8 protein-coding genes are annotated in these 12,247 nt (G+C 66.2%); all 8 read left to right on the top strand.

Features of this window, described 5'->3' with window-relative positions:
- The coding region (locus tag ACTS1X_RS01345) for a helix-turn-helix transcriptional regulator (protein ID WP_442612592.1) at window positions 1–684 on the top strand (684 nt) is incomplete at its 5' end.
- A gap of 115 nt (window positions 685–799) precedes the next feature.
- Window positions 800–2,674, top strand: coding sequence for a hydantoinase/oxoprolinase family protein (locus tag ACTS1X_RS01340; RefSeq protein WP_442612591.1), 1,875 nt, complete (start codon window positions 800–802; stop codon window positions 2,672–2,674).
- A 2-nt stretch (window positions 2,675–2,676) separates the two neighbouring features.
- Complete coding sequence (locus tag ACTS1X_RS01335) at window positions 2,677–3,087, top strand: acetone carboxylase subunit gamma (RefSeq protein ID WP_442612590.1); 411 nt, start codon at window positions 2,677–2,679, stop codon at window positions 3,085–3,087.
- On the top strand, window positions 3,087–5,243 hold the full coding sequence (locus ACTS1X_RS01330; protein WP_442612589.1) for a hydantoinase/oxoprolinase family protein: 2,157 nt from the start codon (window positions 3,087–3,089) through the stop codon (window positions 5,241–5,243). Before ACTS1X_RS01335 ends, ACTS1X_RS01330 begins: the two co-directional genes overlap by 1 nt.
- Window positions 5,240–7,501 carry a hydantoinase B/oxoprolinase family protein gene (locus ACTS1X_RS01325; RefSeq protein ID WP_442612588.1) on the top strand — a complete coding sequence of 754 codons (2,262 nt, stop codon included), beginning with the start codon at window positions 5,240–5,242 and terminating at the stop codon, window positions 7,499–7,501. Before ACTS1X_RS01330 ends, ACTS1X_RS01325 begins: the two co-directional genes overlap by 4 nt.
- A gap of 2 nt (window positions 7,502–7,503) precedes the next feature.
- Entirely contained in the window at window positions 7,504–8,253 is a 750-nt protein-coding gene (locus tag ACTS1X_RS01320; RefSeq protein ID WP_442612587.1) for a hypothetical protein, read from the top strand.
- On the top strand, window positions 8,250–9,824 hold the full coding sequence (locus ACTS1X_RS01315) for a long-chain-fatty-acid--CoA ligase (protein ID WP_442612586.1): 1,575 nt from the start codon (window positions 8,250–8,252) through the stop codon (window positions 9,822–9,824). The genes ACTS1X_RS01320 and ACTS1X_RS01315 overlap by 4 nt, the downstream gene beginning before the upstream one ends.
- Before the next feature lie 123 nt (window positions 9,825–9,947).
- Entirely contained in the window at window positions 9,948–12,230 is a 2,283-nt protein-coding gene (locus tag ACTS1X_RS01310) for a TonB-dependent receptor (RefSeq protein ID WP_442612585.1), read from the top strand.
- The last annotated feature ends 17 nt before the right edge of the window (window positions 12,231–12,247 follow it).

Here is a 12,247-nt window from a genome sequence, read left to right as displayed (position 1 = left end):
CTCGGCGCCGATGCGCGGTTGCCGACCGAAGGGCAGCTGATCTTCGTCAGCGGGGAGCTCGAAGCGCAGCGGATCACCTATGCCCGCTTCCTCGTCCATAGCGGCCAGCACGCCGAAGCGCGGGCGGTGCTCCAGGCCGAAATCCGCACGGCATCGGTCAAACGGCGGGTCCGCCGGCTGATCCGGCTCAAGACGCTGCTGGCGATCAGCCTGGAGATGGACCGGCAGCTCGCCCATGCGCGGCGGATGATGATCGAGGCGGTCGAACTGGCCGCGCCCGGCCGCATGCAGCGCATCTTTCTCGACGAGGGACCGGCGGCGATCCGGATGCTCAACCATCTGGCCAGCGAGAATTTCGCGACGGCGCCGCAATGGGCGGAGGACGATGTCGCGCAATATGTGAAGACGCTCGTCAAGCTTGGCGAAGGCGGCAGCATCGGACAGGACGACGAGGACGACGACCGGGAATTGGCGATCGAGGGCCCGAGCGAAAGCCTGACGCCGCGCGAAATCGACATTCTCCATTTTCTCGCCAAGGGCCATTCGAACCGGGATCTGGCCGACCGGCTCTCGGTTTCCCAGAACACGGTCAAATTCCACCTGCGGAACATCTTCGCCAAGCTCGACGCGGGTAACCGGATGCAGGCCGTCCAGGCGGCGCGGCACTTCAAGCTGATCGATTAGCCGGCCGACCTACCCACCCGGGTGGGGCCGTGCGCTCGGCGCTGCGTCAGGTGATTCTCTCGAACGATCAAAAGGGGTGGGACGACCCGCCCGAAGTTCGGGGGAGAGTGCGGTTATGGGCCTGCTGGTCAATATCGACAATGGCGGTACGCTGACGGACATATGCGCTTTTGACGGCGAGAGGGTCGTCCATGCGAAGACGCTGACGACGCCGCACGACCTGACCGAATGCCTGATGGCGGGGCTGGAAACGCTCGGCGAGAATCTCGGATGGGAAGGCGATCTCGTCCAGCTCGTCGCCGCGATCGACCATCTCCGCTACTCGACCACGCAAGGCACCAACGCCATCGCGCAGCGCAAGGGGCCGCGGCTCGGGCTCCTCGTCGCGAACGAGGCCCAGGCGACCGCGATCCGCGAGGCCGCGCCGGAGCTTTTCGCCGGGCTGGTCGATACGCGATGGGCGGCGATCGACGGCGTCTCGACCCTGGAAGCGGTTCAGTCCGTACGCGCGCTGATCGCCGACGGCGCGAGCCGGCTGGTCATCTGTCTCGACGGCGATCGGGCTCCGGACGCCGAAGCCGATCTCCGGCGCGCCCTCTACGCGGCCTTCCCCCGGCATCTTCTCGGGGCCGTCCCGCTGCTGTTTTCGACCGACCTCGCCCCGGGCGCCGACCCGGTCCGCCGCGCCTGGTCAGGTCTGGTCAACGCCTTCCTCCACCCGTCGATGGAACAGTTTCTCCATCATGCGGAGGACAAGCTGCGGCGGCACCGCATCCGCAACCCGCTGCTCGTTTTCCGCAACGACGGCGGGTCGACCCGGGTTTCGCGCACCATCGCGCTCCATACCTATTCGTCGGGACCGCGCGGCGGCGCCGTCGGCGCGGCGGTGCTGGCGCGCCATTACGGGTTCGAACGGTTCGTCTCGATCGATATCGGCGGCACGACGACCGACCTCGCGATATTCGAAAAGGGGGAGGTGGCCGAGCATCGATTCGGCGACGTCGACGGCGCGCCGATCGCCTTTCCGGTTGCCGATGTGCGGAGCGTCGCGGTCGGCGGCGGCTCGGTCCTGTCGGTCGCCGAGGGCGAGATCCGGGTCGGGCCGGAAAGCATGGGCGCCTTGCCGGGCCCCGCCTGTTTCGGCCGCGGCGGCACGGCAGCGACGATGACCGACGTCATGCTGCTCGCCGGCATCCTCGATCCCGACAGCTATTTCGGCGGCAAGCTGACGCTCGACAGGGAGCGCGCCGAAAAGGCGGTGCGCGCCCATATCGCCGATCCGCTCGGCATCGATCTCGATCAGGCGATCGCCTCGGCGATGCAGGCCTATGACGGGAAGATCGCCCACGCCATCGCCGATCTGGCCGGCGACGGCGCAATCGACGCGATGATCGCCTTTGGCGGCGCCGGGCCGATGAGCGCGTGCGGCATCGCCGAGAAAGCCGATATCGGCCGCGTCCTCGTTCCGCGGTTCGCCGCCGTGTTCAGCGCCTTCGGCATCGGCTTCAGCCCGGTCCGCCACGATCATGCGGAACCCGTTTCGGCCTTCGCGCCCGATCAGGTCGAGCGGGCGCGCAGCGCTCTCGAAAAGCGCGCGGCGCGCGCAATGGAAAGCGAGGGGTTCGCGCTCGACGAATGCGAATTGCGATGGCGCGCGCTCGTCGGGTCCGGCGACGAGGCGCAATCGCTGCCATTGGACCAGGCGCCTGCGGATGCCGCCGGCCTGGTTACCCTCGAGGTCGTTCGCGCCATCCCGTCGACGGCGCTCGGTCCGGCAAGCCAGTCAACCGAGAGCGAAGCGGCGTCGACGGAGCAGCGGGCGGCGATGGGCGGCATGCCGCTTTACCGGCTCGAAGCATTGTCGCCCGCCGATGGCGCGAGCGGCCCGTGTCTCGTCGAGGAGCAGTTCTTCACGGCCTGGATCCGCCCGGGCTGGCGCTTCGCGATTACCGGAAACCACGATCTCCTCGTCGAGCGGGAAGGAGCCTGACCATGCGTGTCTTCATCACCGACGCCCTCGCGATCGATCTCGAAAGCGAGCAGTGGATCTGTACCGGCTGCGACGCCGGGCTCGGATCGGCGCGGGAAAACTACAAGAAGGGGCTGCGTGTCCGTCCGCGCGACCCGCGCGAGATCCACGCGCCGATCATCGATCCCGACCGCTATGAATTCACCTTCGCGCCCGACCCCGATTGGGTGCGGATCGTCGAATATTACTGCCCGCATTGCGCCCGGCAGATCGAGGCGGAATATCTGCCGCCCGGCCATCCGCCCGCGCATGACATCGATTTCGATCTCGATGCGCTCAAGGCCCAATGGGCGGACCGCGAGCCGCTTGCCGAGCCGGCGCTCGGTCCGGAATTCGTCGCGCCGCCGCATCATCACAAAAAGGGAGGCGGCTGATGCAGCGCGTTTCGGTCGATATCGGCGGCACCTTCACCGATTGCTTTCTCGTCTGGGGCGACGATTACGTCTCCGCCAAGGCGCTGACGACGCACCAGAATCTGGCGCTCGGCTTCAATGCGGCGCTTGGCCAGGCATTCGAACAGGTCGGCGTTTCGCTGGAAGAGGTCATGCGCGAGGTGGACAGCGTCCGCTATGCGACGACGCTCGGCACCAACGCGCTGATCGAACGGCGCGGCCCGGCGGTCGGGCTGATCACCACGGCCGGTTTCGAGAGCAGCATCCCGCTGAGCCGCGGGCGCGGTTACGGCGAGGGCCTGCCCGATCGCTATCGCAAGGATCTGCCGATGGCCGAGCGGCCCGCGCCGATCGTGCCGATCCCGATGATCGCGGGGGTGCGCGAACGCATGTCCGAGCGCGGCGAGGTGATCATGGCGCTCGACGAGGACGATGTCCGCGCGCAGGTCAGGACGCTCGTCGACCGCGGCGCCCAGGCCTTCGTCGTCAGCCTCGTCAATTCGGTCGTCAATCCGGCGCACGAGCTGCGCGTCGAGGAACTCATCCGGTCCGAATATCCCGAGCATATGCTGGGCTCGGCGCCGATCATTCTCGCCCATCTCGTCGCGGGCCGGAAAGGCGAATATGCGCGGACATCCTCGGCCATACTCGACGCCTTTCTCCACAAGGCGATGTATCTGGGCCTGTCGACGCTCGAACTGAACCTGCGCGAGAACGGGCATGAGCGCCCGATGCAGGTCGTCCACAATTCGGGCGGCATGGCGCAGCTCAATTCGACCGATGCGCTCCAGACGATCCATTCGGGGCCGGTCGCCGGCATCGGCGCGTCGGAGCATCTCGCCGCGGAGACCGATCTCGGCAATATCGTGTGCAGCGATATGGGCGGCACCTCCTTCGATATCGGGCTGGTCGTCGAAGGCGGGGTCAAATTCTACGATTTCAATCCGGTGATCGACCGCTGGATGGTCAACATCCCGATGGTCCATCTCGTCACGCTCGGCGCGGGGGGTGGATCGATCGCGCGCTACGACCGGTTGCGGCGGACCGTCGCCGTCGGCCCGGACAGCGCGGGCTCCGATCCCGGCCCGGCCTGTTACGACAAGGGCGGGCGCGAGGCGACGGTGACCGATGCCGACCTGCTGCTCGGCTATCTCGAGCCCGACAATTATGCGGGCGGGCGCATCGCGCTCAGCGAAAAGCGCGCCGCGGCCATGTTCAAGCGCAATGTCGCCAAGCCGCTCGGCATCGACGAGATCGCCGCCGCCAAGCTCGTCAAGCAGAAGATCGATCACGACATGGCGAACGGCATCGCGCAGGAATTGCGCGCGCGGGGATATGAGCCGAGCCAGTTCACCCTGCTCGCCTATGGCGGCAACGGTGCGCTCCATGCCTGCGGCATCGCCAACGCCATCGGGATCGAGAAGGTTCTGGTGCCGCCGTTCAGTTCGATCTTCTCGGCGGTCGGCGCGGGCAATATGGACCAGCTCCATATCCATGAACGCTCGCTCTACCTGCAAATCTACGACAGCGTGACCCGGGCGCTGCTCGACGATTTCGACGCGTTCAACGCGATCGTCGAGGGGCTGGAGGCGCGGGGCCGCGCCGACCTGCAGCGCCAGGGCTATGCCGACGCCGATATCGAGCACCGGCTGGAACTCGACATGCGCTACGGAAACCAGCTCGCCCAGACCGCGGTCGTCGTCGGCCGCAACCGGATCACGAGCAGCGCGGAACTGCTCGAACTGATCGAGCTGTTCGGCCGCGACTACGGCAAGCGGTTCGGCGAGGGCAGCCAGGCGCCGGAAGCGGGCATTCGCGTCAACACGATCCGCGTGGCCTCCTATGTCCGCACCCCCAAGCTCCAGTTCAAGAAGGTGCTGCCCGCCGCCGACAGGCTGCGTCCGGCGCCCGAACCCGTCGAGCGCCGCGCCTGCCATTTCGTCGATCACGAAGAACCCGTCGAAACCGGCTTCTACCGGCTCGAGGATCTCGAACCGGCGATGCTCGTCGCCGGCCCCGCGGTCGTGGTCTCGGAATCGATGACCTTCCTCGTCGAGCCCGGCTGGCGGCTCGCGATCGGCGACTATGGCGCGGGCTGGCTCGAGCGCCTCGATACCAACAGCGGAGAACGGCCATGACCCTCGATACGTCCGACGCGCCCGGCGGGGCCGCGGGAGAAACGCCCGACGAAGGCGTCAGCGAATTCCTGCGCGACGCGAGCCTGTTCCTCGCGCCCGACAAGGCGATCATGGAAAATCACGGCATCGAGGAGCGCACTCCGCTCGAGGACCGGTGCATGGGGGCGGAGAGCGATCCGGCGCGGCTCGAGATCGTCCGCGAACGGCTGCTCGCGGGCGCCAACGAGAGCTTCGACATGCTCGAAAGCATGGGCGCGGCGCCGGGCGCGAAATGGGGCGACTGCGTGTCGGCGATCTTCACCGCCAAGGGCGATCTCAGCCTGGCGAGCACCGGCGGCGTCGTCATCTTCTGCAATCTCGTCCAGTATCCGATCAAGTTCATCAACAAATACTGGACCAGCGAGCCGACGGTCGGCGTGAAGGAAGGCGACGTCTTCCTCGTCAACGACGCGCGCTACGGCCAGGCGCACAATACCGACCAGTCGATGATGATGCCGGTCTTCTGGGAGGGCGAGCTCGTCGCCTGGGCCGGCGCGACCGTCCATGAGGGCGAGAATGGTGCGATCGAGCCCGGTGGCATGCCCTCGATGGCCGAACAGATCTGGGACGAGGGGCTGAAGATGTCGCCGTTCAAGGTCGCGGAAAACTACACCTTGCGCCGCGATATCGTGACCTTCCTCCAGAATTCGGTGCGCGAGCCCAAGCTCCAATATTCGGACATGAAGGTGAAGATGTTCACCTGCCGCCGGCTCGAACAGCGAATCCACGAGGCGATCCGCGAATTCGGCCTGGAGGCGGTCGTGTCCTGCCTGCGTTCGAACCTCGAGGACACCGACACCGAGGTCCGCCGCCGGCTCGAGGAATGGCCCGACGGCACGGTGCGCCACAGCTGGTGGACCGACGGCACCCTGCGCGAGAATGCGCTGATCAAGATCAACCTGGCGCTCACCAAGAAGGGCGACACGCTGATCTTCGACTATCGCGGCTCGTCGCCCGAATTCACCAACCGGTCCAACAACTCGCTCGACATCACGCTCAAGGGCATGCTGGCGCAGCTGTTCCTGACCTATGTCTGGCCGGACCTGCCGCGCAACCAGGGGGTGCTCAACCCGATCGAGTTCGTCTTCGACGAGCGCTCGATCCTGAAACCCGATTTCGGCACGCCGAACGCGCAGAGCATGATGTCGGTCTTCACCTCGTGGAGCGTCGCCCAGGTCTCGGTGATGAAGTTCCTCTATTCGGTACCGCACAAATATACCCGGGTGCTCGCGCCCTGGTTCAACATGATCAACACCTTCCTGTTCGGGGGCGTCACCCAGCATGGCGAGATGGTCGGCAATGTCTGCGCGGACATCAACGGCATGGGCGGCGGCGCGCTGCCCGACCGCGACGGCCAGCACAGCTGCGCGCCGATCTTCGCGACGATGGCCGATATTGGCGAGCAGGAATTCATGGAGGAGGAGATGCCGTTCGTGCAGCTCGTCTCCAAGAAGCTGATGAAGGACAATCAGGGCTTCGGCCGCCAGCGCGGCGGGATGGGCTATCAGATGATCCTCGCGCTGCGCGACAGCCCGGTCTGGGGCTTCATGCTGACCGCGATCGGGTCCAAATTCCCCAACGTGCCGGGCCTGTTCGGCGGCTATGGCTGCCCCACCTATCCGCTATCGCGCATTTCCGGCGTCGACGTGTTCGAGAAGATGCAGAGCGATCCCGCCAGTTTCCGCTATTCGATCGAGGAGCTGATGAACGAGCGGCCGTTCGAGGAAGGCGCGTACAGCACCCATCCGATGTTCCTGCCCTATGCGCTGGCCGAACGCGGCGAGCTCTACATGATCGCGCAGGGCACGGGCGGCGGCTTCGGCGATCCGCTCGAGCGCGATCCCGAGGACGTGATGCGCGATTTCGAGGAGGATCTCGTGTCCGAAGACGTCGCCTGGCGCATCTATCGCGTCGTGTTCGATCCGGAAACGCGGATCGTCGACCGGGAGGCGACCGCCGCCGCGCGCGACGATGTGCGCAAGGAGCGGCTCGCCGAGAGCCTGTCCTTCGACGACTATTGCGCCCAGCATGTCGCCGACGCACCGCCCGCGGAGCTGCCCTATTTCGGATCTTGGGACGATCCGGCGATGGTCTATGCCGGATCGCGCGACCGCTATTTCCCGGCCGGCGCGGTCAATCCGCCGGTGATCATGCAGAATCCGCTCGAGGCGAAGATCGAGCGGCTCGAAGCCGAACTGGCCCGGGCCGGCAAGAGCTGACGATGGGGCTGACGATGGGGCGGACGCTCTGGATCGAGGCCCACTCCTACGCGACCGCGCTCCTGCGTGGCGCCGAGGAGCCGTGGAACGCGCCGGGCGAGATCGGACGGTTCTGCGCCGAGGCGGCGGAATTGCTCGATGCCGACCGGTTGCTGCTGCCGCTCGCGCCGCTGCTCGACCGGTTCGCGCCGCCGGGTGACGACGCTCCGGAAGACCGGGCCGAACGCCTCGACGAGGCGGTGGCCGACGGTGCCATGGTTGCGGCGCTGACGGATGCGCTGGCTTCGCTGGACGGCGCGGTGATGCTCGACAGGATCGTTCCGGTTCTGCCCGGTCCTGCCGCGGCTGTCAGCGGCAACGAAGACGAAGATGCGCTCGACATCGCCGCGATGGCGCTCGGCGATATCCTGCGGACGCTCGGCGAGTATCGGCCGGCGGCGGTGGCGATCGCGGAAGCCGACGCGGCCGGCCTGGCCGCTGCGGATCCGCTGTTTCGCATCGCCGACCATCTCGGCTGTCCGATGGTGATGCTCGGCCAGACCGATCATCCGCACGCCGAATTCTGCTTCCCCGAGCCCGGCGACACCATCTCGCCGGTCGGCAAGGGCGATTGCCAGACGATCGGCGCTCGGGCCCTCCTCCGGGCCGATATCACGCGCGCCGAGGCCGCGCAGCTTCAGATCGCGATCGGCGCCGATATGGGCCCGGAATTCGTCCTGGAATGCCTGGCGGCGCTGAGGGCCGGCGCATGACCCAGACGCTGCTGTTCCACGACATGTTCGATTTTCTGGCCCGCAGCCGTCCGCAGCAGCCGTGCATCGACGATGGGCGGCGGGCATTGCGGTTCGGCGAGGCGGCGGACGAGGTGAACCGTATCGCCAACGGCCTGCTCGCGCTGGGTTTGGGCAAGGGAGACCGGTTCGGCTACCTGTCCCAGAACTGCGCGGACATGTGGCTGATGTATCTGGCCGCGGCGCGGACCGGCGCGGTTCCCGTGCCGCTCAACTATCGTCTCGCGCCGGCCGAATGGCGCTACATCCTCGCCGATGCCGAGGCCAGGGCGCTGTTCATCGGCAGCGGCTATGACGCGGCGATCGCGTCGATTGCCGACGAGCTGCCCGGCATCTCGCACTATCTCTCGTTCGACGGGGACTGGGAGCGGGCACGCGGCTATCATGAATGGCTGGCCGAACAGTCCGACGCCCCCGTCGATTGCGCAATCGCATCGGACGATATCTTCTACCAGATGTATACGAGCGGCACGACCGGACTGCCCAAGGGCGTCATCGTCACCCATGCCAATTATGCCGCCAATCTCGCCCAGGCGGCGAACATGATCACCCGGCTGCCCGATGCCGGCGACACGGCCCTCGTCGTCACGCCGCTCTATCATGCGGCCGCGGTCTGGATCGCGGCCCTGTGCACGGCGCGCGGCATGACGATCATCCTCAAGACGGAATTCGATCCGGCCGATGTCGTCGATACGCTCGCTCGCGAGCGCGTCGCCTTCACCTTTCTCGTTCCGGCGATGATCCAGGCCTGCCTGACGCAGGTTCCGGATATCGCGGAGCGCGACTGGTCGGCGCTGAAACTGCTGATGTACGGCGCGTCGCCGATCGCCGAGGACGTGTTGCGGCGGACGATCGGACTGTTCGGCTGCGATGTCTACCAGGCCTACGGCCTGACCGAGACCACCGCCATCCTGACCCTGTTGGGCGCCGACGAGCATCGCCGGGCGCTGGCCGGGGAGGCGCATCTGCTGCTCGCCGCGGGCCGGCCGTTGCCGGGCACCGATTTGCGGATCGCGGGCGAAGACGATGCGCCGCTCGGCGAAGGGCAGGTCGGCCAGATACTGGCCCGCGGGCCGCAGATCGTGCCCGGATACTGGAAGCTCGACGAGGCGACCGCCGATTTCCGCAAGGGCGGCTGGGCGCATACCGGCGATGCCGGCGAAGTCGACGCCGAGGGCTATCTCTATATTCGCGACCGGATCAAGGACATGGTCGTCAGCGGCGGCGAGAATATCTATCCGCGCGAAGTGGAGAATGTACTGTTCGACCATCCCCGGATTATCGATGCCGCCGTGATCGGCGTGCCGGATCGAAAATATGGCGAGGCGCTGCTCGCGCTGGTCGTCACCGAGGACGGCGCGGATATCGATGCCGACGAGGTCATCGCCTTCTGCCGCACGCGGCTCGGCGGTTACAAGGTGCCGCGGCGCATCGAGCGGACGGACGCGCTGCCGCGCAACGCCAGCGGCAAGGTCCTCAAGACGGAATTGCGCAAACCCTATTGGGAGAATGCCGGACGGTCGGTCGGATAGTCGAGGCCGGCCTACCCATCCGGGCGGGGCGAATTGGCCCCGGCGCCATAATCACGGCACATGGCGTCGTCCCACCGACGACGCGACGGAGCCCGAAAACGGGACGGACATTGGGAGGGACGAATGACGATCACGCGGGGAGCATTGTTGGCCGGAGTTGCGGCGATGGCGATACCGGGGGCGGTTCAGGCGCAGACGGACGGCGCCGCGCCGGAGGTTCAGCCGTCGGTTCCGGGGGCGCCGGCCGAAGAAACCACAGGCTTTCGCCCGATCATCGTGACCGCCCAGCGGCGCGAGGAGTCGCTCCAGGATATCCCGCTCGCGATCAGCGCGTTCGATTCCGAACGGATCGCGGAAAGCGGTTTCAACGATGTCGAGGATCTGTCCTCGACCGTCCCGAACCTCAATATCAGCGCGCTCTGGGGCACGTCCAACCCGAAGATCTTCATGCGCGGGATCGGCAACAACAATTTCAACCAGACGGCGGAGAGCAAGGTCGCCGTCTATCTCGACCAGGTCTATCTCTCCGCCCCGTCGGGCCAGCTTTTCCAGATGTACGATCTCGACCGGATCGAGGTGCTGCGCGGTCCGCAGGGAACGTTCTACGGCAAGAACGCGACCGGCGGCGCGATTTCGGTCTATTCGCGCCTGCCGGACGGCGATTTCGAAGGCTATGTCCGCGCCGGCTACGGCAATTACGACGCCTTCGACATGGAAGGCGCGGTTTCGGTGCCGCTCGGCGACACGCTGTCGGCGCGTTTCGCGGGTACCTATCAGCGCCGCGACGGCTATCTGACCGATCTCGGCACCGGCCGGCAGGTCAACGATGTCGATCAATGGGCGGCGCGGGCGATCTTCCGCTGGCAGCCGACGACCGACGTCGACATCCGGCTCAATATCCATGGCGGCGGATCGGATTCGACGCATAACAACAGCGCGCATCGCGGCATCTTCGATCCGGTGCAGCTGGCCGGCGGCGCGTTCGTCAAACTGCCGTCGAGCGCGATCATCGCGGGGCAGGGCGTCGATCTCTTCGGCTATCGGGACCCCAATCCCGATCCCTATGTGAACACCTATGAACGCGACACCTTCGCCGATATCGACCTGATCGGCGTGTCGCTGGTCGGCGATTTCACCTTCGGACGCGGGTTCACGCTGACCTCGGTGACCGGCTTCGAGCGGTCCGAACGCCATGTGCTGCAGGAAGGCAACGGCGCGCCGAGCACGATCTTTACGATCGACTGGGGGCCGTCCGAGTTCGAGACCATCTCGCAGGAGCTGCGGCTGAGTTCGCCGGCGGAGGACCGGTTCAGCTGGCTGATCGGCGTCTTCGCCTATCACGAGCGGGGCGAGGTCAACAATTTCTACAATCTCGCCGATGTCAGTTTCGCGCTCGGCGGGCTCGAGGCGTTCGACCAGTTCTACGTCCAGGAAACCGACACCTATGCGGCCTTCGCCCAGGCCGAGTTCGACATCACCGAGCGGCTGAGCCTGACGATCGGCGGCCGGATCAACTATGAGGAGCGGAATCTCGACCATCGGAGCTTCGGCACGGATGCCAATCGCATGTCGCTGCTCCCCGGACCGCTGTTCGACATCGCGCTCGAGGAAGGCTGGACCGAATGGTCGGGCCGGGCCGCGCTCAGCTACGAGTTCACCGATGACGTCATGGCCTTTGTCAGCGTCAACCGCGGCTTCACCAGCGGCGGCTTCAATACCGGGGCCTTCAACGACCCGGTCGGCGCGCTCGAAATCTACGATCCGGAGATCGTGGTCAGCTACGAAGCGGGGCTGCGCACGACCCTGCTCGACCGGCGGGTGCAGTTCAACGCGACGGCGTTCCTTTACGACTATAGCGATCTCCAGGTGTTCACCTTCACCGCCGGGGGTCTGCAGTTCATCGAAAACGCGTCCGACGCCCGGATTTCGGGGCTCGAGTTCGAACTCCAGGCGCTGGTGACCGACAATTTCGAGGTCGGCGGCAGTCTCGGCCTCCTCGACAGCGAATATCGCAACTTCACGCGGCAGGTCGGCGGGGTCGTCGAGGATCTGAGCGGCAACCGGCTGACCGGCGCGCCGAACACCCAGTTCAACGTCTACGGCCGCTACACGCTGCCGACCGATATCGGCGATTTCACGCTGCGCGGCGATTTCACCTATACCGGCAACCGTTTCTACGACGAGCGGCAGCTGCGCGAGCTGAGCAGCGAGGGCGCGACGACCAATCTCGATATGCGGTTCAGCTGGACGAGCATCGACGAGCGGATTGAACTGGCGGTCTGGGCGAAGAACCTGACCGACGAGGTCAATATCATCGACGTCGTCGAGGTCGGCCTCTTCGGGTACCAGAATGTCTGGTACAACACGCCGCGGACCTACGGATTGACGTTGGGGTATCGCTTCTAGGTCGCGCCATGTCCGAC

It is taken from the genome of Parasphingopyxis sp. (assembly GCF_052168275.1).
Taxonomy (GTDB): domain Bacteria; phylum Pseudomonadota; class Alphaproteobacteria; order Sphingomonadales; family Sphingomonadaceae; genus Parasphingopyxis.
Note: the sequence above shows the minus strand (reverse complement) of the source record. Positions and strands in the feature narration are given on the sequence as shown.

Coding starts and splice junctions, on each gene's coding strand:
- ACTS1X_RS01330 (WP_442612589.1), top strand. CDS start 3,087: ATGCAGCGCGTTTCGGTCGATATCGGCGGCACCTTCACCGATTGCTTT.
- ACTS1X_RS01335 (WP_442612590.1), top strand. CDS start 2,677: ATGCGTGTCTTCATCACCGACGCCCTCGCGATCGATCTCGAAAGCGAG.
- ACTS1X_RS01325 (WP_442612588.1), top strand. CDS start 5,240: ATGACCCTCGATACGTCCGACGCGCCCGGCGGGGCCGCGGGAGAAACG.
- ACTS1X_RS01340 (WP_442612591.1), top strand. CDS start 800: ATGGGCCTGCTGGTCAATATCGACAATGGCGGTACGCTGACGGACATA.
- ACTS1X_RS01310 (WP_442612585.1), top strand. CDS start 9,948: ATGACGATCACGCGGGGAGCATTGTTGGCCGGAGTTGCGGCGATGGCG.
- ACTS1X_RS01315 (WP_442612586.1), top strand. CDS start 8,250: ATGACCCAGACGCTGCTGTTCCACGACATGTTCGATTTTCTGGCCCGC.
- ACTS1X_RS01320 (WP_442612587.1), top strand. CDS start 7,504: ATGGGGCTGACGATGGGGCGGACGCTCTGGATCGAGGCCCACTCCTAC.